The sequence below is a fragment of the Kribbella sp. NPDC020701 genome, from assembly GCF_055562215.1.
Genome location: NZ_JBVHFT010000001.1, coordinates 279,144 through 301,487 on the forward strand (window position 1 = coordinate 279,144; position 22,344 = coordinate 301,487).

Consider the following 22,344-nt stretch of genomic DNA (forward strand, 5'->3'; position numbering starts at 1 on the left):
GGTGTGGCGAGTGGGGTGGGTGGGGGAGGATATAGCCCGAGTGAGGGGTGTGAGGCGCCGGATGATGGGTCGATCCCATGCGTTGTCAGGGTGGTGTGCCGGATTGGCGGTGGCTCCGCTGATCGGGCTGACCTCGGTGGCGGAGGTGGTTCCGTTCGCGGCGGCCACGGCCGGGTATGCGTTGGTGCCGGATCTCGATCACCCGGGCGCGAGTGCCTCCCGGTTGCTCGGACCGCTGACGCGGGCGGTCTCGGCGGTGGTCCGTGCGTTCTCCGGTGTGCTCTACAGCGTGACCAAGGGTCCGCGGGATGAGGACAGCACCGGGAAACACCGGCACGCCACGCACACACTGGCTGCGGCAGCCCTGCTCGGCGTACTCGCGGCCAGCCTCGGCGACCGTGGAAAGTGGGCGGTCCTCGCGGTGGCCGTCACCGGTCTGGTGCTGGCTGCTGACGCGCTCGGCGACTGGATCGTCCTCGCGGTCCTCGGTGCGGCGGGCTGGTCGGTCGCCGGTACGGCGCTCCCCGGAACGACGGCGGCCGACGCCGTACAAGCCGGTCTGACCGAGATCGGTGGCTGGATCGGAATGGCCGTCGGCCTCGGCATGTTCGTCCACTGTCTCGGCGACAGCCTCACGCGCTCCGGGTGCCCGTGGCTCTTCCCGCTCCCGATCCGCGGTGAGACCTGGTACGAGCTCCGCCTCCCACGCCTCCTGCGTTTCCGCACCGGCGGCTGGGTCGAACGCATCGTCATCGCCCCGCTTCTCCTCGCGGCCGGCGTACTCCTCCTCCCTGGCGCACTCCAAGCCCTCGAACACCTCTTCAACACCACAAGCATCTGGCTTGCCGGAAGGCCGTGAATCCATGCAAATCTTCGACAATGGGCGATCGACTGATGACGCAGAGTATTCGCAGAAGTTTTTCCGGATTTTTTTCGTGGAAGCTGTAACGACTACGGGGCCGGGCCCGATAGGACGAGTGAGCCTGGTGGCTGCCCGGACCCCCGAGCGGACAGCCACCAGGCCTACTCATTTCTCCTGGGCTGCGGAGCGGTAATCTGACCCCCATGTCCTCGCCAGCTTCTTCCGTCTCGTCAGAGCCGCCGTTCGGCCGGCTGACGACGGCGATGATCACTCCTTTCAGGCCTGACGGCGCGCTCGATCTCGACGCGGCGCAGAAGGTCGCCACCTACCTGGTGGACCGCGGCAACGATGCCCTCATCATCAACGGGACCACCGGCGAGGCGCCGACCACCTCGGACCAGGAGAAGGTCCAGCTGGTCAAGGCGGTGCTGGAGGCGGTCGGCGACCGGGCCAAGGTGATCGCCGGGGTGGGCACCAACGACACCGCGCACACCATCGAATGCGCGAAGCAGGCCGAGGCCGCCGGAGCCGATGGCCTCCTGGTCGTCACGCCGTACTACAACAAGCCTCCGCAGGACGGGCTGCGCGCGCACTTCACCGCGGTCGCCGACGCCACAGGCCTGCCGAATATCCTGTACGACATCCCCGGCCGGGCCGGGGTGGAGATCAAGACCGAGACCCTGATCGCGCTCGCCTCGCACCCGCGGATCGTCGCGGTGAAGGACGCCAAGGGCGACCTCGCCGGGACCACCAAGGTGCTGGCGAACACCGATCTGTTCTACTACTGCGGTGCCGACGAGCTGAACCTCGCCACCCTGGCGATCGGCGCGGTCGGTATCGCGAGCGTCGTCGCGCACGTCGCGAGTCCGGAGTACCGGCAGCTGATCGACGCCGTGCTGGCCGGTGACCTCGCAGGAGCACAAGAGATCGATCGACGAGTGGTGCCCGCCGTCGAAGCGATCATGACCAGGACCCAGGGCGCCATCATGGTGAAGGCCGCGCTCAAGCTGGCCGGCGTCATCGAGCACGCGACACTCCGGTCGCCGTTGGTTGAGGCGACCGCCGAGCAAGTGGACTGGCTCACCACCGACCTCAAGACGGCAGGACTGATTGCATGAGCCATCCTCATCCAGATCTCGACGCGCCCGGACCACTCGCTCCGGGCGCTTTGCGGGTGATCCCGCTGGGCGGCCTCGGCGAGGTCGGCCGCAACATGACGGTGTTCGAGTACGACGGCAAGCTCCTGATCGTGGACTGCGGCGTACTGTTCCCCGACGAGAACCAGCCCGGCGTGGACCTGATCCTGCCGGACTTCCAGCCGATCCGGGACCGCCTCGACGATGTCGTGGCCGTGGTTCTGACGCACGGCCACGAGGACCACATCGGCGGGTTGCCCTACCTGCTGCGCGAGCGGGGTGACATCCCGGTCATCGGTTCACAGCTCACGCTCGCGCTGCTCGAGGGCAAGCTGAAGGAGCACCGGCACCGCAACGTGCCGCAGCAGACCGTGGTCGAGGGCGAGAAGCTGCAGATCGGGCCGTTCGTCTGCGAGTTCGTCGCGGTGAACCACTCGATCCCGGACGCGCTCGCGGTGGCGATCAAGACCCCGGCCGGCATGGTGCTGCACACCGGTGACTTCAAGATGGACCAGTTGCCGCTGGACAACCGGATCACCGACCTGCGGGCGTTCGCCCGGCTGGGCGAGGAGGGCGTGGACCTGTTCTGCGTCGACTCCACCAACTCCGAGGTGCCCGGCTTCACCACCCACGAGCGCGACATCGCGCCGGTGCTGGACGGGGTCTTCACCAAGGCGAAGAACCAGCGCATCATCGTCGCCTGTTTCGCCTCCCACGTGCACCGGGTCCAGCAGGTGATGGACGCCGCCGTGAAGCACCGCCGCAAGGTCGCGTACGTCGGCCGCTCGATGGTCCGCAACATGGGTGTGGCTCGTGATCTCGGCTTCCTGACCGTCCCCGGTGACACGCTGATCGACATGCGGGAGCTGGACAACTACCCGCCGGAGCAGGTCGTGCTGGTGTCGACCGGTTCGCAGGGCGAGCCGATGTCGGCGCTGTCGCGGATCGCGGCCAACGACCACCACGTCGTCCAGATCCAGCCGGGCGACACCGTCGTACTCGCGTCGTCCCTGATCCCGGGCAACGAGAACTCGGTCTACCGGGTGATCAACGGGCTGACCCGGCACGGCGCGAACGTGATCCACAAGGGCAACGCGCTCGTCCACGTCTCCGGTCACGCGAGCGCCGGTGAGTTGCTGTACTGCTACAACATCGTCAAGCCGCGCAACGTGATGCCGGTGCACGGCGAGATCCGGCACCTGCACGCGAACGCGGACCTGGCCATCCAGACCGGCGTACCGCGCGAGAACGTGGTCGTCGTCGAGGACGGCGTGGTGGTCGACCTGATCGACCGCAAGGCCGTGGTGGCCGGCAAGGTGGACTGCGGGTACGTGTTCGTCGACGGGTCCACCGTCGGCGACATCACCGAGACCTCGCTGAAGGACCGCCGGATCCTCGGCGACGAGGGTTTCATCTCGGTCATCGCCGTGATGGACTCTGTGACGGGCAAACTGACAGCAGGACCGGAGATCCACGCGCGCGGGTTCGCCGAGGACGACACTGTCTTCGACGACCTGAAACCGAAGATCGAGGCGGAGATCGCCAAGGCCATCGGCACGGGGGTGGACGACATGTACCAGTTGCAGCAGGTGATCCGCCGGGTGGTCGGCAAGTGGGTCAGCGACACCCACCGCCGGCGCCCGATGATCATCCCGGTCGTCGTCGAGAGCTGAGCGGGACAACAGGGGAGAGAGGGGCCGGCGATGACGATCAGCGGCGTGAACGGTGCGGGCCAGCGCCGGCCCACGATGAAGGAGGTCGCGGCCCGGGCCGGAGTCGCGCTCAAGACCGTCTCCCGGGTGGTGAACGAGGAGCCGAACGTCAGCCCGGAGCTGACCGCGAAGGTCCAGGCCGCGATCAAGGAGCTCAACTACACCCCGAACGAGAGCGCCCGGATGCTGCGGCGCGGCAAGACGGGGACGATCGCGGTGGTCATCCGCGACATCGGCGACCCGTTCTTCGCCTCCCTCGGCAGGGCGGTCGAGCTGTGGGCCCGGTCGTCCGGCTCGGTGGTGATGATCGGCCTGACCGACGAGGACCCGGAGCGGGAGCGGGAGGTTTGCCTGGAGTTCGTCGCCCGCCGGCCGGACGCGCTGATCATGGCGCCGATCGGAGAGACCCAGGAATACCTCGCGCCGCACGTCGACGCGGGCATGGCCGTGGTCACGATCGACCGGCCGGCGCACGGGATCGAGGCGGACGCCGTACTCGCGGACAACGCCGGCGGCATCGATCAGGCGATCGACCATCTGGTCCGGCAGGGACACCGGCGGATCGCTTACCTGGGTGACGACGAGCGAATCTTCACCGCCCGCGAACGCGTCGTCGCCTACCGGGCCGCGATGGCCCGGCACCGCATCGACGTGGACGAGGACCTGGTCCACCTGTCCGAGCCGACGACCGAGGGCATCGGCATCACGCTGTCCGCCGTACTGGACCGGCCGGAGCCGGCCACGGCGTTGCTGTCGGCCAACAACATGACCACCGCCGAGGTGCTGCGTGGGCTCGCGGGCCGGCGGGACCGGGTCGCGCTGGTGTCCTTCGACGACCTCGCCCTGGGCGACCTGCTCAGCCCGGGCCTGACCGCGGTCGCGCAGTCGGCCGACGTGATGGCCCGTACGGCGATCCAGCTGATGACCGAGCGCCTCCCCGAGCCGCACCGGCCGGGCCGGACCGTGCGCGTGCCGGTCAAACTGACGATTCGGGGCTCAGGCGAGATCCCACCGTCGGGCTGATGCTCCGCAGCTGCGCCGCCAGCGGGCAGTCGAACGGATCACGCGCCTGCAACCCGACGTTGTTCAGGTAGCCGACGACGATCCGGTACGACGCGAACAGGCCGACCTCGGTGTACTTGATGCCGTGCACGGCGCAGTACTCGCGCACGATCGGCTGGACCGCCTTGAGGGTCGGCCTGGGCATGCTCGGGAACAGATGGTGCTCGATCTGGTAGTTCAGGCCGCCCAGGGCGAAATCGGTCAGGACACCGCCGCGGATGTTGCGCGACATCAGGACCTGGCGCCGCAGGAAGTCGAGTTTCATGCCGGCCGGGACGAGCGGCATCCCCTTGTGATTGGGCGCGAACGCGGCGCCGAGGCAGACGCCGAACACCGCGAGTTGCAGGCCGAGGAAGGCGCTGGCCTTACCGATCGGAAGTAGCAGGTAGAGCGCGGCGACGTAGCCGCTGATCCTCGACACCACGATCGCCGCCTCGACCCGTTCCAGCCGGCTCGCGTCGCGGCGTAGCAGGTGTCGCAGGCTCGACGCGTGCAGGCCGATCCCTTCGAGCGTGAGGAGTGGGAAGAAGAGCCAGCCCTGCCGCGCCGCGATCCACTGCCCCAGCCGCCCGCGTTTCGCGACCGCGCCCGGGGTGAACGCGATCGCCTCGAGCTGGACGTCGGGATCCTTGTCCACCTGATTCGGTGCCGCGTGGTGCCGGGAATGCTTGTTCCGCCACCAGCTGACGCTCATGCCGGCGATCGCGCCCGCCAGAATGCGTGCCGTCCAGTCGTTGCGGGCCGCCGAGTCGAAGACCTGCCGGTGCGCGCTGTCGTGGCTGAGAAAGGCGACCTGGACGAGGACCAGCGCCAGCGCGGCGGCCAGCAACAGCTGGTACCACGAGTCGCCGAGGAGGATCATCCCCGCGGCGACCGCGAGCAAAGCGGTGAGGACGAGGCTGAACCGCGTGACGTAGTAGCCCTGGCGGCGCCGCATCAGGCCGAGTTCGCGCACCGTCCGGAGGAGATCCGTGTAGAGGCTGACGTACCGCTGCTGGGCGCTCACCAGGTCATCATCAAGACCTGGCATGACGCCCCGCGTGCGGTGAGATGGATCGGTGAGGTCGCCTTGGCAAAGTGCTAGCCCCGCAACTGCCCCGCGAGTGGGCACTGGAACGGGTCCCGGGCCCGGAGCCCGACGTTGTTCAGGTAGCCGATGACGATCCGGTACGACGTGAACAGGCCGACCTCGGTGTAGTCCACCCCGTGGAGCTCGCAGTACTCGCGGACGATCGGCTGAACGCGCCGGAGGGTCGGCCGGGGCATGCTCGGGAACAGGTGGTGCTCGATCTGGTAGTTGAGCCCACCGAGCGCGAAGTCCACCACCACGCCGCCGCGGATGTTGCGGGACATCATGACCTGGCGCCGCAGGAAGTCCAGCTTCATCGTGGCCGGCACGAGCGGCATGCCCTTGTGGTTCGGCGCGAACGAGCTGCCCAGGCAGATCCCGAACACGGCCAGCTGCAGCCCGAGGAACGCGCCGGCCTTGCCGATCGGCAACAGGATGAACAGCACGGCCAGATATCCGCCGAGCCGGCTCAGCACGATCGCCGCCTCGACGCGCTCGACCGAGCTCGCTCCTTTGCGGAACAGATGACGCAGGCTGGCGACGTACAGGTTCAGGCCCTCGAGCGTGAGCAGGGGGAAGAACAGCCAGCCCTGCCGGCGGGTGAGCCAGCCGCTCAGGCCCGTGCGTCCGGCGAACTCCTCAGGCGTGAAGGCCACGACGCCGGAGCCGATGTCGGGGTCGTGGTCGAGTTGGTTCGGTGCCTGGTGGTGGCGGCTGTGTTTCGACCGCCACCAGCTCGCACTCATGCCGACCAGCCCACTGGCCAGCAGCCGCGCGGTCCAGTCGTTCCAGGCGGCGGAGTGGAAGATCTGCCGGTGGGCGCTGTCGTGGCTGAGAAAGGCGACCTGGGTCAGGACCAGCGCCAGGGCCCCGGCCATCAGCAGCTGCAGCCAGGAGTTGCCGAGCAGGGCGACGCCGGCCCAGACCCCGGCGAAGGCGGCCGCCACCAGGCCGATGCGGGTCCAGTAGTAGCCGCGCCGCCGCCGGAGCAGGCCGAGCTCGCGGACGGTCCGGGCGAGGTCGGTGTAGAGATTCGCGTACCGCTGTTGCGGTCCCTGCGGATGGTGGTCGTCCGCGACCAGCTGTGACATGACAAGGCCCCATTCCTGAGTGCATCGGGTCGATGCGCTACCAGGTCCGGGGCAGCGCCACGAACAGAGTGGCTAGTGCGCTCAACGGAACCATGCCGGCGCCCCGCAGGCAAGTCGCTAGCGGGTCAGCAGTGCGGACGTGTCGAGCGAACCGTCGAGTACGCCGTCCGCGACGACGGCGAGCCGCTGTCCCGTGCCCCGCGCATACGAGCGCATCGCGGTGAACGCCTGCGCCGGAGTCAGACCGGCGCGCTCGGCCAGCATCCCTTTCGCCTGCTCGATCAGCACCCTGCTGTCCAAGGCGTGCTGGAGCTGCTCGGTCAGCACCTGCTGACTGCGAACCTCCCGCTCGTGCAGGAGCCCGATCGTGGCGATGTCCGCCAGCGCCTGGCCCAGGTTGACGTCCTCCTCGCCGAGTGGCTCGGTGCTGGACCGGAACAGGTTGAGCGCACCGATGACGTGTCCGCGAAGCCGGAGCGGGAGGGCGTGGGCGGAGGCATAGCCGCCGGCGGCCGCCGCTTCGGCGAACTCGGGCCAGCGGCGTATGTCGACGTTGACCACCGGCTGGCCGGTCCGGAAGCACCCGGGGCACGGACCGTCGTCCTGCTGCAGCTCGAAGAGCTCGAGCAGTTCGGCCTGGTCGTCCGACGACGCCATCACGCGGAGGACGCCGTCCTCGTCGGCCAGCATCAGGCCGGCCGCGTCCACATCCAGCAGTTCGACGGTCACCTCGGCCAGGCTGCGGAGGAATTCGACCAGGTCGAACTCCGCCACCAGTGTGTCGGCCAGCTCGATGAAGACCTGCGCGATGCGGTGTTCCCGTCTCATTCCCAGCGTTCCCTCTCGACCCGGCGACTCCTCCCATTGTCCCGTCCGCTGGTGATTTGGCACCCAGTTCCCCCGCCCGTCACCTGACTGTCATCAGCGGAGCGCACCTTCGGCTCATGAACTTGAGCCGCCGCCAGCTCTTGGCCGCATCCACCGTCGCCGGCGCTACGATCGCCGTACCAGGCGTCGCCGCCGCGGCCCCCACCGTCGTCCGCCGGGACCGGCCCGCACTGCCGTCCGGCATCATGTCGGCCGACGTCACCACGAACTCCGCTGTGGTCTGGTCCCGTACCGACCGCCAGGCCCGGCTGGTCGTCGACCTGACCAGCAACGGCCGCTTCGACCGCGCGATCCGCCTGCATGGCCCGGTCGCTGGACCAGACCAGGACTTCACCGCGCAGCTGCCGCTGAAGGGTCTGCGCCCCGGGCAGCGCTACGACTACCGGATCGCCTTCGAGGACGCCCACGGCCGCCGCGGCGAGTCCCTCGAGGGTTCCTTCAGTACGCCGGGACGCAACCGGCCGGTGTCCTTCGTCTTCACCGGTGACACCGCCGGCCAGGGCTACGGGATCAACCCGGACCTCGGCGGCATGATCGCGTACAAGGCGATGCACGACACCCGGCCCGACTTCTTCCTGCACTCCGGCGACAACATCTACGCCGACGGCCCGATCGCGGCCGAGCTGAAGGTTGCCGACGGCACCGTCTGGAAGAACGTGGTGACCGAGGAGGTCTCGAAGGTCGCCGAGACGCTGGCCGAGTACCGCGGCCGGTACAAGTACAACCTGCTCGACCACAACGTGCGCGACCTGTACGCCGACGTGCCGCTGGTCGCGCAGTGGGACGACCACGAGACGCTGAACAACTGGTACCCGGGCGAGATCCTCACCGACGACCGCTACACCGAGAAGCGCGTCGACGTCCTCGCCGGCCGGGCGAAGCAAGCCTTCCTCGAGTACCTCCCGATGGAGCACATCGCCGGACGCAACCGGATCTATCGCAAGGTGAGCTACGGTCCGCTGCTCGACGTCTTCTGCCTGGACATGCGGACCTACCGTGGCGCCAACCCGACGCCCGACACGGTCGGCCCGGTCGCGATGCTCGGCGCCGAGCAGGCCGAGTGGCTAGTGCGTGAGGTGGCCGCGTCGAAGGCGACCTGGAAGGTGATCGCCAGCGACATGCCGCTCGGCCTGCTGGTGCCCGACGGCTCGCTGATCGAGGCCGTCGGCAACGGAGTCCCCGGTGCGCCGGGCGGTCGCGAGCACGAGATCGCCTGGGTGCTGAGCCAGTTCAAGAAGCGCAAGGTCCGCAACGCGATCTGGCTGACCGCCGACGTGCACTACTGCGCCGCGCACCACTACGACCCGTCCCGTGCGGCGTTCACCGACTTCGACCCGTTCTGGGAGATCGTGGCCGGCCCGATCAACGCCGGTACGTTCGGGCCGAACGCGCTCGACAGCACCTTCGGGCCGGAGGTCGTGTTCTCCAAGGTGGCGGACTTCCCGAGCCAGTCGCCCGCGGGCGGCAACCAGTTCTTCGGTCACACCAGCATCGACCCGCGGACCGGTGTGTTCACGGTCTCGCTGCGCAACCTGTTCGGCACGGTCCTGTGGACGAAGGACATCAACCCGGCCCACCACTGAGGGCCCGTCGTACTCACCTGGCTCCGGCGCCTGTGCGGGATGCCGCCCACCGGAGCCGGTGAGTACGACGCTCAGCTCTGGAAGAACTCGAGGGCGTGCTGAACGACCGCGTCCGGCCGGTCGTCGACGAGGAAGTGTGACGCGCCGGCGATCTCGAAGGCGTTGTCGAAGTCAGCCTTCACCACGTGGTCGTCCGCGCCGATCAGGACCCGCGTCGGCATGGTCAGCTTCTGGTCCCGGTACTTGCCGCGCATCGCGCGCAGTCCCGCGGGCTGGATGAACTTGCGGTACAACGCCGACCCGGCGCGCGCCCTCACCGGATCACGCAACTGGCCGGCGAAGAGCTCGATCACGTCCTCCGGCATCGACGTCGAGTTAGCCCGCACCATGTGCCGCGGCAGGCGTCCGCTCCGTAGCGCCCACGGGCCTAGACCAGGCCAGGGCAGGATCAGGTTGAACCATCCGTAGCGCATCACCCGCAGCGCGAACCCACGATCGAGTTCGGCATCGAGCGACGGAACGGACATGGCCAGGTGATCGCGGATGCGGTCCGGATGCTCCAGGCACAGCAGGAAGCCGAGGCTCGACGACCAGTCGTGCGTCATCAGATGCACCTGATCGACCTCGAGGTGGTCCAGCAGCGCGAGTACGTCGGCCTGCAGCTGGCTGCTCGTGTAGCCGTCGGGCGGTGCGTCGGTCCAGCCGGCGCCGCGCAGATCCGGGCAGATCACACGGTAGCGCTCGGCGACCGCGGGGATGACGTCTCGCCACTCCCACCAGTGCTGGGGAAAACCGTGGAGCATCAGGACAGCGTCGCCGCTGCCGGCCTCGGTCACGTGCATCCGCAGTCCCGGCAGATCGACGTAGTGGTGAGTCACCCCATCGAGCGTTGGCAGCATGTATTTGACGGTACTACGAACGTAGTGCCGTGTCACTACGTTTATAGTAGCCGCATGACGTCGACTCGTGTTCGAGCTCTGGACGCCGCGATCGAACTGCTGGGGACCGAGGGCTTGCGGGCGCTCACCCATGCCCGTGTCGACGAGCGGGCCGGCCTGCCGAAGGGCTCGACCTCCAACCACTTCCGCACCCGGCGGGCGCTGCTGACCGGCGTCGTCGACTGGCTGGCCGAGGGGGACGCGCAGGTCGTCGGTTCCGCCTTCACCCCGGCGACGGCCGACGAGTTCGTCGATGCGATGTGCGGACTGTTCGACTACATCACCCGGGTCAATCGGGTGCGGACGACCGCGCGGCTGATCCTGTTCCTGGAGGGCAGTCACGATCCCGCCGTGCGGGAGGCGCTGTCCCGCGGTCGCGAGGTCCTGGAGACCATGACCACCGCGGCCTTGGCCGAGCTCGGGTCGCCACATCCCCGCCAGGCCGCTCGCGCGATCGCGGCAGCGTCCGAAGGGCTGATCCTGCATCGCATCGCCCGCCACGACGACGTCGACCCGCGTCCGACGTACGAGCTTCTGCTGAAAACCGCTCTGGCCGACTAGGTCCGCCGGTTAGGTTTGACCGCATGACTGTATCGATGCCACGCCTCCGGCGCGGCGGCTCATGGGGCTTTGGCTCCCGGCCTTCCCTCGTCGCTCCAGTCGCTTCGCTCCCTTCACTCCTCAGTCCAGGCCGGGAGGCCCCATGACTGTATCGATGCCACGCCTCCGGCGCGGCGGGTCATGGGGCCTTGGCTCCCGGCCTTCCCTCGTCGCTCCAGTCGCTTCGCTCCCTGCGCTCCTCATTCCAGACCGGGAGGCCCCATGACCTATCCGGAGAGCCGCCGCGACGATGTGGTCGAGACGTTGCATGGGCACCAGATCGCCGATCCGTACCGCTGGCTGGAAGACCCTGACGCGCCCGATACCCAGGACTGGGTGCGGCGGCAGAACGAGTTCACTCAGGCCGAGCTCTCGGGCTATCCGGAGCGGCAGTGGTTCCAGACCACCATGTCCGCGATCCTCGCGCGTCCACGCGCCGGAGTCCCGACCAAGAAGTCCGGGTGGTACCTGGTCGGCCGCAACGACGGCACACAGGCACAGGACGTCGTGTACGTCGGGGAGTCCCTCGACGAACTGCTGACCGGCGGCCGAGTGCTCATCGACCCGAACACGCTGTCCGCGGACGGCACTGACTCGTTGGGCTCGTTCACAGTGAGTCCAGACGGCAAGTACTTCGCGTACGGCGTCAACGAGAGCGGTAGCGACTGGACGACGTTCCGGCTGCTCGACATCGCCACCGGGACGCCCGTGGACGACGTGGTGACGGAAGCGAAGTTCTCCGAAGCCACGTGGCTCCCAGACAGTTCGGCGTACCTCTATCTGCACTACCCGGCCAGTGGTCGCAGTGAGGGCACCGAGACGAAGACGCTGACCGGTGGACGGCTGATGCTGCACAAGGTCGGCACACCGCAGTCCGAGGACGCGCTCGTGCTCAGCTTCCCGGACCAGGACCGCTACTTCATCACTCCGGAGGTCTCGGAGGACGATCGCTACCTGATCGTCCACATCAACGAGGGCACTGACCCTGGCAGTCGGCTCTGGGTCTTCCCGATCACCTCCGACGGAATCGGCGAGCCAGTGAAGGTGGTGGACACCTTTGCGGACGAGATCGCGTTCGTACGGATGTCCGGCGACCAGCTGATACTGCGTACCGACCGCGATGCGTCCCGTGGTCGCGTGGTGCTCGCGTCGTTGGATGGCTCGTTCGTCGACCTGATCGCCGAGGGTGAGGCGACACTCCAGGCCGTCCGCGGTACGGCTGCCGGACTGGCCACGCTGACGCTGGTCGACGCGCAGCCAGTGCTGACGCTGTACGCGCTCGACGGCTCGGATGCACGGGTCATCGACGTACCGGGCGGGGGAGTGGTGGAGTTCCATGCCAGCCCCGAGTACGACGAGCTCTTCGTCGGGTTGTCGACCACGACCGACCCCACGGTGTCGTACGTCGTCTCGACCGATGCCGGCGTGGTCGGTGCGCTGCCGGAGCTGGTCCGTGGTTCAGGTGGATTCACCTCGCCATCGGTCACCGTGACCCGGCGCGTCGAGCCCGGCCGCGAGGTCCCGTACTTCCTGATCACCCGCTCCGACCTGGACTTCTCGCAGCCACGACCGACCCTGCTCTACGGGTACGGCGGCTTCCGCATCCCGATCCTGGCCGACTACAAGCCCGGCTGGCCGGCCTGGCTCGAGGCCGGTGGCGTGCTGGTGATCGCGAACCTGCGCGGCGGTGGTGAGTACGGCAGCACCTGGCACGACGCGGGCCGGCTCAAGAACAAGCAGAACGTGTTCGACGACTTCATCGCCGTCGCCGAGCATCTGCGGGACACCGGCGTCACCACGTCCGCGCAGCTCGCCATTCACGGTCGCAGCAATGGCGGTCTGCTCGTCGGTGCGGCCATGACTCAGCGTCCGGACCTGTTCGGAGTCGCACTGCCCGGTGTGGGTGTCATGGACATGTTGCGGTTCCACCTGTTCACCGTGGGCGCCGCGTGGGCCTCTGACTTCGGTCATCCGGACGATTCGGAGCAGTTCGAGGACCTGCTGGCGTACTCACCGCTGCATCGGTTGCGCGACGGCACGTCGTACCCGGCGACCCTCGTGGTCACCGGTGACCACGATGACCGGGTCGTGCCGTTGCACAGTCACAAGTTCATCGCCGAGCTGCAACATGCCCAATCCTCGTCCGCACCTGTCTTGACCCGAGTAGAGGTCAACACCGGTCACGGCTTCGGCAAACCCGCCGCGATGGTCGCGTCGGAATGGGCCGACCTACTGGCGTTCGCTGCTCACCATGTAGGCCTCGTACCTCCTGAGCAGTAGGAGGCCGGCGTTACCAGATGCGGGGAGCGTGCAGGTCCCGCGGGTCGTCGGTGGGCTGACAGCCGTTGTCGGTGTCCTCGTACTCCGACCGCGGTCCACCGGCGGCCAGCGTTCGTACGGCGTTGACGAGGCGGTCCACGTGCTCACGTGTCGTACCGAGGCCGAGGCTCGCGCGGACCGCCGTACCGTGCTCGGGGGAGTCGGCGAGTAGGTGACCGACGAGGGGGTGTGCGCAGAACTTTCCGTCGCGCACACCGATGCCGTACTCGGCGCTCAGCGCCGCGGACACGAGCGTGGAGCTCACACCGGCAACGGTGAAACAGACGGTGCCGACCCGGTCCGCGTCCTCGCCGAAGATCGAGTACGTCGTGACGCCCGGGACCTGAGCGAGTCCGGTCCGGAGTCGGGCGAGCAGGCTGCGCTCGTGCTGCTCGATCGCGTCGCGGTGCTTGCTGATCGCGGCACATGCCGAGGCGAGGGCGATCGCGCCGATGACGTTGGGGGAGCCGCCTTCGTGGCGCGACGGGCCGGTCGTCCAGACCACGGTGTCGTTGGTGACCGCAGTCGTCGCGCCCCCGCCGTACAGGTACGGGTCGGCGGCGTCGAGCCAGTCGGCGCGGCCGATCAGCGCACCGGCGCCGTAGGGCGCGTAGAGCTTGTGGCCGGACAGTGCGACCCAGTCGACGTCCAATGCGGCGATGTCGACCGGTCGGTGCGGCGCGAGCTGCGCGGCGTCGAGGCAGACCCGCGCACCGTGCGCCTTGGCGACAGCGGCGATCTCCGCGATCGGGAAGATCTCACCGGTCACGTTGGAGGCGCCGGTCACGACGACCAGCCGCGGACCCTCCGGAGCGTTGCGCAGTGCGTCGGCCACGTTGGTGAGGGCCTCGCTGGGCGAGCTGGGCGCGTTGAGACGGACAGTCCGCTCAGCCGGCCACGGCAGCAGGGCGGCGTGGTGCTCGGACTCGAACACGATCACCGTCGCGTCCGCCGGTACAGCGTGGGCGAGCAGGTTGAGCGCGTCGGTGGTCTGCCGGGTGAAGATCACCTGGTCGTCGTCACGGGCACCGACGAACGCTTGCACCTCGGCGCGAGCACGCTCGTACCACTGGGTGGTGATGCGGGAGGCGTACCCGTTGCCGCGGTGCACGGACGCGTACGACGGCAGTGCGGCCTCGACGCTGGCCCGGACCGACTCCAGACACGGCGCACTGGCTCCGTGGTCGAAGTTCGCGTAGTCGGTGACCCGGCCGTCGGCGAGTGGGACCAGCAGGTCCGAACCGACCGTGGCGGGGATGCTGCCGGTGACGAGCCGGGCGACGGTCGGCCGCGTGGTCGTCGTAGAGGCCGGCTCGAGGATGGAGAGGATCGACATGGTGCTGCTCCCGGGAAGTCCGCGCTTGCCGAGCGGGGTATCCGCACGGCCTGGTCTTCACCCGGGGCACCCCACCGCGGAGGAGGGTTGCCGGCCAGCAAGCCGGGGCTTCACGCTGACACTCATGACCTGCCGAGAACGGTAACGAACAGGCCACAGCGGGCGCCAGTGGCAATCTCATATTCCGGGATTGCCGAACACATCTTGAGACGCGCAGACTGTTGCCATGATCGGACGGCTGCACCACCTCGCGATCGACTGCCCGGAACCGCTGGAGCTGGCGCGCTTCTACTCGGCCCTGCTCGGCAAGCCCATCACCTACCAGAGCGACGACTGGGTCGTGGTCGCCGACAACGACCACACGTCAGGTCTCGCCTTCCAGCGCGCCCTCGGCCATCAGCGCCCGCAATGGCCGGACCCTACGCGTCCTCAGCAGATGCACCTCGACGTCATGGTCGACGACCTCGACGCGGCCGGGTCCGCGGTGCTGGCCCTCGGGGCCCGCAAGCTCGCCGCCACGGTGTACGAGGATCCGGCCGGTCATCCGTTCTGTCTGATCCCGCGACCCGGCTGGGCGCCGCCGGTCAATCCGTGATCGATTCGCTCTGCACGGCATGGGCGTGTTGGATGGCGGCATGACGGTGGAGAAGGCGTGGACGGCGCCGGCGGTCGAGCGGCCGGACGGCTCGCTGACCGCGCCCGAGGCCGAGCTGCTGCAGGGCTATCTGGATTTCTATCGGACCACGCTGCTGTACAAGTGCGCGGGTCTGACGGCCGAGCAGCTGGCCGAGCGGCCGTCGCCGCCGTCGAATCTGTCCCTGCTCGGACTGATCCGGCATCTGACCAAGGTCGAGCGGATCTGGTTCCGGATCCACTTCGCGTCCGGGGAGCCGGCCGAGGCGCTCTACGCGCCGGCGTTGGGGAAGGACGCCGATTTCGAGCTCATCGATCCGGCTGAGGCACAGGCGGCGTACGAAGGACTGATCGCCGAGTGGAAGCTGTCGGACGAGGCTGCGGCCGGACGGTCGCTGGACGAGCGCTTCACCTTCAGCGGGACCGAGTCGACGCTCCGGACGATCTACATTCATATGATCGGCGAGTACGGCCGCCACTGCGGCCACGCCGACCTCTTGCGAGAACAACTCGACGGCACCACTGGCGCCTGAGGCGGCGCTCGGCGCTGTGACGTTATGTATGGGGCAGCGTGATCGGCGTGTGACACGTGGGACTCGAGAGGTAATCGGGGTAGCCTGCTAGATATGGCGACCCGCACGTCTTCCCCGGCGCGGGCGCAGAAGTCGGCAGCCAAACGGCCGAGTACGGCTCGTTCGGCTGCTGGTGGACGCTCCCGTTCGTCAGGCGCCCAGAAGCGTGGGCAGAGCGCGAAACGCGGTGGTTCGACCGCCGCGCGGACCAGCACGCCCAAAAACAGCGGACCGGGCCCGTTCGCGGCCGCCATGATCGCTCTCGGTCGCGGTGTGGTGAAGGTCTGGATCGGCATCGCGCACGTGCTCGGACGGATGGTCCGCGGCATCGGCCACGGTGCCCGCGACCTCGACCCCGAGCACCGCCGCGACGGCGCCGGCCTGTTCCTGATCGGCCTGGCGGTTGTCGTGGCCGCCGCCATCTGGTGGGACCTCCCGGGCGCGGTCGGCAAGGGCATCCGGACCGTCGTCGGCGGCAGCGTCGGCATGCTCGGCTGGGCTGTCCCGCTGATGCTCCTCTTCATTGCAATGCGCACGCTGCGTCACCCGGACCGCAACGGCCCGGCCGGACGTCAGGTGATCGGCTGGACCGCCGTCGCCCTCGGCGTACTCGGCCTGGTCCACATCGCCAACGGTCTGCCCCGTCCGAGCAACCCGGCCGACGGACCGCTGCAGGACGCCGGCGGCGCCATCGGGTACGTCGTCTCGTCCCTGCTGTCCGACCTGCTCACGGAGTACGTCGCCGCCCCGCTGCTGGTGCTGCTCTCGATCTTCGGTGCGCTGGTGATCACCGGTACGCCGGTCTACGCGATCCCACTGCGGTTCCGCGCGGCGTTCGACGTACTGATGGGACGAACGGCGCTGCCCGAGGACGCACCGTCCGTCATGGCCGCGCCGACCGACGACACCGTCCGGCTGACCCGCAAGGAGCGCCGGGCCAAGGCCGCGGTGGAGGAGGACGACGGCGATCCGACGGTCAAGCCGTACGACTCGCCGGTGCTCGAGGGACGTGAGATCTCCAAGCGCGGGCGCAAGGCCAAGGCCGCGTCGGCCGTGGACGAGGACGCGTACGACGTCGACGCTTCCGAAGCCGCTGGGGCTGCTGTCATCGCCCCGGCTGGTGCCGGTGGTGGTCCTTCGAAGTCGGACTCGCCAGCCGAGCCGCCTCCCCACACGCCGATCCCACAGCGGGTCGAGCAGCTCAGCCTGTCCGGCGACATCACTTACACGCTGCCCGACGGACAGATGCTCAAGCCGGGTTCGGTGCACAAGGCAAGGACCAAGGCGTCCGACCAGGTGGTCGACCGGCTGACCGAGGTGTTCGAGCAGTTCGGCATCGACGCCCAGGTCACCGGCTACACGCGCGGCCCGACCGTCACCCGGTACGAGGTCGAGCTCGGCTCGGCGGTCAAAGTCGAGAAGGTCACCGCGCTGTCGAAGAACATCGCCTACGCGGTGGCGTCGGCCGATGTGCGGATCCTGTCGCCGATCCCGGGCAAGTCCGCGATCGGTATCGAGATCCCGAACACCGACAAGGAGATCGTCAGCCTCGGCGACGTGATCCGCTCGGCGACCGCGCGCAACGATCACCACCCGATGGTGGCCGGCCTGGGCAAGGACGTCGAGGGCGGCTTCGTGGTCGCGAACATGGCGAAGATGCCGCACCTGCTGGTCGCGGGTGCGACCGGTTCGGGTAAGTCGTCGTTCGTCAACTCGCTGATCACCTCGATCCTGATGCGGGCCACGCCGGACGAGGTGCGGATGATCCTGGTCGACCCCAAGCGGGTCGAGCTGAACAACTACGAGGGCATTCCGCACCTGATCACGCCGATCATCACCAACGCCAAGAAGGCGGCCGAGGCGCTGCAGTGGGTCGTCCGCGAGATGGACATGCGGTACGACGACCTGGCCGCGTTCGGGTTCCGGCACGTCGACGACTTCAACAAGGCGGTCCGGTCGGGCAAGGTGAAGCCACCGCCGGGCAGCGAGCGCGTGCTCACGCCGTACCCGTACCTGCTGGTGATCGTGGACGAGCTCGCCGACCTGATGATGGTCGCCCCGCGCGACGTCGAGGACTCGATCGTCCGGATCACCCAGCTCGCCCGGGCGGCCGGTATCCACCTGGTGCTCGCCACCCAGCGGCCGTCGGTGGACGTCGTCACCGGTCTGATCAAGGCGAACGTGCCGTCGCGGCTGGCGTTCGCGACCTCGTCGCTGGCCGACAGCCGGGTCATCCTGGACCAGCCGGGTGCGGAGAAACTGGTCGGCCAGGGTGACGGCCTGTTCCTGCCGATGGGCGCGAGCAAGCCGATGCGTATCCAGGGCGCCTGGGTGACCGAGTCGGAGATCCGCGGCGTCGTCGAACACTGCAAGACCCAGCTGCAGCCGACGTACCGCGAGGACGTCACCGCCGTGGCCGGCCCGAGCAAGGACCTCGACGACGAGATCGGCGACGACCTCGACCTGGTCGTGCAGGCCGCCGAGCTGATCGTGTCCACCCAGTTCGGCTCGACGTCCATGCTGCAGCGCAAACTCCGCGTCGGCTTCGCGAAAGCCGGCCGGCTGATGGACATCCTGGAGAGCCGCGGCGTCGTCGGACCCAGTGAAGGTTCGAAGGCCCGCGACGTCCTGGTGAAACCGGATGATCTAGAGGACTTCATCACCACCCTCCGAGGAGACTGACCCGTGACCGCCGCGAGCGCACTGCCCAGGCAGGACCGTTTCGACGTCGACCCCAAGCCCGTGCCGTTCACCGTCCGCGCCTCCCAGCGGGTGCACGGCGGGCTCGCGCTGGGAGCTGCGCTGGTCGCCGTCGGCTTTGCCGCGTCCGCATCCACCAGTCCCACCGGCGTACTGCGCTGGATCGCGGCGGCGGCGTTCGCCGTACTGGCGGTGATCTGCGCGCGAGCATTGACGGTCGGGGACATGCTCGTCGCCGACGAGGTCGGTATCCGGTTGCGAATCGGCCACGAATGGATCGGAACACGCTGGGAGGACATCGACGAGGTGACGGTGCTGCAGCGCCGCCACCTGCTGGACGACGGCCGGATTGCCGTTCATTTACTGGATCCTGGACCGGTTCTGGGAGCGATGCCGAGCTCGACGCTCAAGACGACCGATGCGAACCGTCGTCTGACGGGCTCCTCACTCGCGGTACCGTTCGGGTTGACGGCGCGACCGTCGAACGGGGAAGTGGTACAGGCGCTGCACATGCTGGCGGATGCCAGGTGTCCGGTCAGGGAACAAGCCTGACTTTGCCGTGACCCCGTCGCATCAAGGCCGTTGACATGATGTCGGCGGTCCCGCTGTCGGCTTGACGATGCCGACGGTCCGCGGGAGTTAGGCCGGGCGATGGAGAGGATGGTGGGGACGTGAGCATCGGCAGCGAGCTCACGGCGGCCCGCGAACGGGCCGACATGACGATCGAGCAGCTGAGCGCCGCCACCCGGATCAGAACCGGGCTGCTCGTGGCCATGGAGGCCGACGACTTCTCCCGCTGCGGCGGGAACTTCTATGCCCGCGGCCATATCCGCTCGATCGCCCGGGTGGTCAAGGCCGATCCCGCACCGCTGATCGCCAGCTTCGACGCCGAGCACGCCGTCGAGGAGGAGAAGTCCCGCCGCGAGGAACGCGCCGCGGTCAAGGGCCCGACCCTGCACCCGGCCCGCCCGCGCTGGGCCGTCGTGGTCGGCGCGATCCTGGTCAGCCTGATGGGCTGGGGGATGGTCCGCCTGTTCACGCTGCCCAACGACATCGAGGCCAACGCCTCGAAGACCGCGACCACCACCGCGACCGTCACCACTCCCACGCCGCAGCCGACCCCGAAGCCGTCGGCGAGCCCTACCCGCACGGCGACGAAGAAGCCGCCGGTCCTGAAGACCGAGCTGGTCCTGACGGCGAAAGGTGACGGCACCTATCTGACGGTCCGCGACAGGAAGAACAAACGGCTCTTCCAGGGTCACCTCGGCTCGGGCATCGCCCAGTCCGTCACCAGCACCGGCGACATCCGCATCTCCGTCGGCAACCCGGCGAACCTCATCGTCACCCTGAACGGGAAGCGCATGAACACCAAGCTGTACCGCTTCTACGCCCACCCCAACGGCACCCTCAGTACATCCCCGTCGTCCTAACGGCCCGTCGTGGGGGTTGGGCGGCGTGGGTTGGTGAGTTAGGTGGCGGGCTGCACCGCAAGTCATACTCGTCGTGATGACTACGCCACCCACCACCGTCGCCCTGGTCACGCTGGGCTGTGCCCGTAACGATGTCGACTCCGAGGAACTGGCCGGCCGGCTCGAAGCCGGCGGATTCCGGCTGGTCGAGGACGCCGCCGAGGCGGACACCGTGGTGGTGAACACCTGCGGTTTCGTCGAAGCCGCGAAGAAGGACTCCGTCGACACCCTGCTGGCCGCCTCCGACTACAAGGAATCCGGCCGAACCCAGGCCGTCGTCGCGGTCGGCTGCCTGGCCGAGCGGTACGGCGAACAGCTCGCCGAGGCTCTCCCGGAGACCGACGCGGTCCTCAGCTTCGACGACTACGCCGACATCTCCGACCGCCTCCGCTCGATCCTCGCCGGCACCAAGCACCAGCCCCACGTGCCCCGCGACCGCCGCAAACTCCTCCCGCTGGCCCCCGCCGCCCGAGCCGCCACCACCGGCATAGCCATCCCCGGCCACGGCGACCACATTCCCGACCAGCTGAGGCCCGTCGGCGACGGCTCTGCCGGCGCCGCCTCGCCTGACACCCCAGCTCTCAAGGGACGCTTCGCCACGGGCCGGCCGGAAGAGCTGACGATCGACGCCCCCGACCTCACCTCCGCCCCGGCAAGCGGCCCGCGCGTCATGCGTCGCCGGCTCGACGGCGGCCCGATGGCCCCGCTCAAGCTCGCGTCCGGCTGCGACCGCCGCTGTGCCTTCTGCGCGATCCCGATGTTCCGTGGCGCGTTCGTCTCCCGCCGCCCGGCCGAGGTGATCCGCGAAGCCGAGTGGCTGGCGGAGAACGGCGTACGCGAACTGTTCCTCGTCTCCGAGAACTCCACCTCGTACGGCAAGGACCTCGGCGACCTGCGCCTGCTCGAGACCCTCGTCGGCGAGATCGCAGCAGTCTCCGGCATCACCCGCGTGCGCGTCTCGTATCTCCAGCCGGCCGAGATGCGCCCGACCCTCATCACCGCGATGACCTCGACCCCCGGCGTTGTCCCGTACTTCGATCTCTCCTTCCAGCACGCCTCCGGCCCACTCCTGCGCCGCATGCGCCGCTTCGGTGACTCCGAGCGCTTCCTCGAGCTCATCGCTCAGGTCCGCGCGACCGCGCCCACCGCGGGTATCCGCAGCAACGTCATCGTCGGCTTCCCCGGCGAGACCGAGGAAGACGTCGACATCCTCTGCGACTTCCTCTCCCGCGCCGGCCTCGACGCGATCGGCGTCTTCGGCTACTCCGACGAAGACGGTACCGAAGCCGAGACGTACGACGGCAAGCTCGACGAGGACACCATCGCCGCCCGCCTCGACCGCGTCACCCGCCTGGCCGAAGACCTCACCTCGGCCCGCGCCGAATCCCGCATCGGCGAACTCCTCGAAGTCCTCGTCGAATCCCTGGACACGACGCCCTCCTCCGCCGATGCCCTGACAGGCGACACCCTCGCCGCCGGCGACGACGCGCGTACAGACGACATCCCCGCCGTCGGCGACGCCCGTACGGACGACATCCACGCCATCGGCGACGGGCCTACGGGGGAGGGCCGGGCAGCTCATCAGGGGCCTGAGGTGGACGGGTCGACGACGCTGACCGGGCTTCCCGAGTGGGTCCGGGTCGGCGATCTGGTGTCGGCGAAGGTGGTCGGGAGCGACGGGGTCGACCTGATCGCCGAGTTCGCGGCACTCGTGAGCCCCCAGGACGGCCGTCCGGCGGATAACCTGACCGCGTGACCAACCCGCCGACGAACCCGGCGCCGCGCGCCGGCCACCTCCACGCGCCCAGCGCCTGGAACGTGCCGAACGCGCTCACCGTCCTGCGGCTCGTCCTGGTCCCACTCTTCGTCTGGCTGCTGCTCCGCGAGGGCGGCGACACCGACGGCAACCGGCTGCTCGCGACGGCCACGTTCGTGGTGGCGATCGTCACCGACCGCTTCGACGGCGACATCGCCCGCCGCTGGAACCTGGTCACGAACTTCGGCAAGATCGCCGACCCGATCGCCGACAAGGCGCTCACCGGCGCCGCCTTCATCGGGCTGTCCTACCTCGGCGAGCTCCCGTGGTGGGTCACCGTGGTGGTGCTGGTCCGCGAGTGGGGCGTCACCGCACTCCGCTTCTGGGTGATCCGGCACGGCGTGATGCCGGCCAGCCGCGGCGGCAAGCTCAAGACCGTTCTCCAGGCGATCGCCCTCGGCCTGTACCTCCTGCCATGGCAATCCTTCGCACCCCTGCACTGGACCGCCGTAGCGTTCATGGGTGCCGCCGTCATCGTCACCATCGTCACCGGCATCGACTACGTACGCCGAGCCCTCCGCCTCCGCGCCGCCGCCAAGCGCCCCCTCCCATAAGCTC

At 68.7% G+C, this 22,344-nt stretch carries 19 protein-coding genes and 1 riboswitch; of the genes, 14 read left to right on the forward strand and 5 right to left on the reverse strand.

Features of this window, described 5'->3' with window-relative positions; genetic code table 11:
• Positions 1 to 64: 64 nt before the first annotated feature.
• The 4 genes from ACZ3HV_RS01265 to ACZ3HV_RS01280 all read left to right on the forward strand — a co-directional run bounded on the left by ACZ3HV_RS01265 (position 65) and on the right by ACZ3HV_RS01280 (position 4,733).
• Positions 65 to 859 (forward strand): metal-dependent hydrolase, encoded by a 795-nt coding sequence (locus ACZ3HV_RS01265; protein WP_465680430.1) that lies wholly within the window; start codon positions 65 to 67, stop codon positions 857 to 859.
• Positions 860 to 1,065: 206 nt separating this feature from the next.
• A complete protein-coding gene (gene dapA, locus ACZ3HV_RS01270) occupies positions 1,066 to 1,980 on the forward strand; it encodes a 4-hydroxy-tetrahydrodipicolinate synthase (RefSeq protein ID WP_465679729.1) in 915 nt (304 codons plus the stop codon).
• A complete protein-coding gene (locus ACZ3HV_RS01275) occupies positions 1,977 to 3,671 on the forward strand; it encodes a ribonuclease J (protein WP_465679730.1) in 1,695 nt (564 codons plus the stop codon). Before dapA ends, ACZ3HV_RS01275 begins: the two co-directional genes overlap by 4 nt.
• Positions 3,672 to 3,701: 30 nt before the next feature.
• Complete coding sequence (locus ACZ3HV_RS01280; RefSeq protein ID WP_465679732.1) at positions 3,702 to 4,733, forward strand: LacI family DNA-binding transcriptional regulator; 1,032 nt, start codon at positions 3,702 to 3,704, stop codon at positions 4,731 to 4,733.
• Here ACZ3HV_RS01280 and ACZ3HV_RS01285 read toward each other — a convergent pair.
• From ACZ3HV_RS01285 to ACZ3HV_RS01295, 3 genes are all read right to left on the reverse strand, one after another.
• Positions 4,687 to 5,778, reverse strand: a complete 1,092-nt coding sequence (locus ACZ3HV_RS01285) for a fatty acid desaturase family protein (RefSeq protein ID WP_465679733.1) — start codon at positions 5,776 to 5,778, stop codon at positions 4,687 to 4,689. The genes ACZ3HV_RS01280 and ACZ3HV_RS01285 overlap by 47 nt on opposite strands.
• Before the next feature lie 74 nt (positions 5,779 to 5,852).
• A complete protein-coding gene (locus ACZ3HV_RS01290) occupies positions 5,853 to 6,932 on the reverse strand; it encodes a fatty acid desaturase family protein (protein ID WP_465679735.1) in 1,080 nt (359 codons plus the stop codon).
• A gap of 117 nt (positions 6,933 to 7,049) precedes the next feature.
• The gene (locus tag ACZ3HV_RS01295; protein ID WP_465679736.1) at positions 7,050 to 7,760 is read right to left on the reverse strand and encodes a GAF and ANTAR domain-containing protein; all 711 of its coding nucleotides are present in this window, start codon (positions 7,758 to 7,760) and stop codon (positions 7,050 to 7,052) included.
• A 116-nt stretch (positions 7,761 to 7,876) separates the two neighbouring features.
• On the opposite strand from ACZ3HV_RS01295, the gene ACZ3HV_RS01300 reads away from it, so the two are divergent.
• The gene (locus ACZ3HV_RS01300; protein WP_465679738.1) at positions 7,877 to 9,403 is read left to right on the forward strand and encodes an alkaline phosphatase D family protein; all 1,527 of its coding nucleotides are present in this window, start codon (positions 7,877 to 7,879) and stop codon (positions 9,401 to 9,403) included.
• A gap of 71 nt (positions 9,404 to 9,474) precedes the next feature.
• On the opposite strand, the gene ACZ3HV_RS01305 is transcribed toward ACZ3HV_RS01300, so the two are convergent.
• Positions 9,475 to 10,302, reverse strand: coding sequence for an alpha/beta fold hydrolase (locus ACZ3HV_RS01305; protein WP_465679739.1), 828 nt, complete (start codon positions 10,300 to 10,302; stop codon positions 9,475 to 9,477).
• Between the two features lie 54 nt (positions 10,303 to 10,356).
• On the opposite strand from ACZ3HV_RS01305, the gene ACZ3HV_RS01310 reads away from it, so the two are divergent.
• Positions 10,357 to 10,902 carry a TetR/AcrR family transcriptional regulator gene (locus tag ACZ3HV_RS01310; RefSeq protein ID WP_465679741.1) on the forward strand — a complete coding sequence of 182 codons (546 nt, stop codon included), beginning with the start codon at positions 10,357 to 10,359 and terminating at the stop codon, positions 10,900 to 10,902.
• A gap of 261 nt (positions 10,903 to 11,163) precedes the next feature.
• A complete protein-coding gene (locus tag ACZ3HV_RS01315) occupies positions 11,164 to 13,221 on the forward strand; it encodes a prolyl oligopeptidase family serine peptidase (protein ID WP_465679743.1) in 2,058 nt (685 codons plus the stop codon).
• Between the two features lie 10 nt (positions 13,222 to 13,231).
• On the opposite strand, the gene ACZ3HV_RS01320 is transcribed toward ACZ3HV_RS01315, so the two are convergent.
• Positions 13,232 to 14,596 carry an aminotransferase class V-fold PLP-dependent enzyme gene (locus ACZ3HV_RS01320; RefSeq protein WP_465679745.1) on the reverse strand — a complete coding sequence of 455 codons (1,365 nt, stop codon included), beginning with the start codon at positions 14,594 to 14,596 and terminating at the stop codon, positions 13,232 to 13,234.
• 16 nt (positions 14,597 to 14,612) lie between these two features.
• Positions 14,613 to 14,726: riboswitch (SAM riboswitch) on the reverse strand.
• 96 nt (positions 14,727 to 14,822) lie between these two features.
• Between ACZ3HV_RS01320 and ACZ3HV_RS01325 the strand changes: the two genes are divergently transcribed.
• The 7 genes from ACZ3HV_RS01325 to pgsA all read left to right on the forward strand — a co-directional run bounded on the left by ACZ3HV_RS01325 (position 14,823) and on the right by pgsA (position 22,340).
• Positions 14,823 to 15,191, forward strand: coding sequence for a VOC family protein (locus ACZ3HV_RS01325; protein ID WP_465679746.1), 369 nt, complete (start codon positions 14,823 to 14,825; stop codon positions 15,189 to 15,191).
• Positions 15,192 to 15,231: 40 nt separating this feature from the next.
• Positions 15,232 to 15,762 carry a DinB family protein gene (locus ACZ3HV_RS01330; protein WP_465679748.1) on the forward strand — a complete coding sequence of 177 codons (531 nt, stop codon included), beginning with the start codon at positions 15,232 to 15,234 and terminating at the stop codon, positions 15,760 to 15,762.
• Between the two features lie 93 nt (positions 15,763 to 15,855).
• Positions 15,856 to 18,483 (forward strand): FtsK/SpoIIIE family DNA translocase, encoded by a 2,628-nt coding sequence (locus ACZ3HV_RS01335; RefSeq protein ID WP_465679750.1) that lies wholly within the window; start codon positions 15,856 to 15,858, stop codon positions 18,481 to 18,483.
• 3 nt (positions 18,484 to 18,486) lie between these two features.
• Entirely contained in the window at positions 18,487 to 19,053 is a 567-nt protein-coding gene (locus tag ACZ3HV_RS01340) for a hypothetical protein (protein ID WP_360371127.1), read from the forward strand.
• Positions 19,054 to 19,172: 119 nt separating this feature from the next.
• On the forward strand, positions 19,173 to 19,931 hold the full coding sequence (locus ACZ3HV_RS01345; RefSeq protein ID WP_465679752.1) for a helix-turn-helix domain-containing protein: 759 nt from the start codon (positions 19,173 to 19,175) through the stop codon (positions 19,929 to 19,931).
• Positions 19,932 to 20,007: 76 nt separating this feature from the next.
• On the forward strand, positions 20,008 to 21,726 hold the full coding sequence (locus ACZ3HV_RS01350) for a MiaB/RimO family radical SAM methylthiotransferase (protein WP_465679754.1): 1,719 nt from the start codon (positions 20,008 to 20,010) through the stop codon (positions 21,724 to 21,726).
• The gene (pgsA, locus tag ACZ3HV_RS01355) at positions 21,723 to 22,340 is read left to right on the forward strand and encodes a CDP-diacylglycerol--glycerol-3-phosphate 3-phosphatidyltransferase (RefSeq protein ID WP_465679756.1); all 618 of its coding nucleotides are present in this window, start codon (positions 21,723 to 21,725) and stop codon (positions 22,338 to 22,340) included. Before ACZ3HV_RS01350 ends, pgsA begins: the two co-directional genes overlap by 4 nt.
• Positions 22,341 to 22,344: the final 4 nt, after the last annotated feature.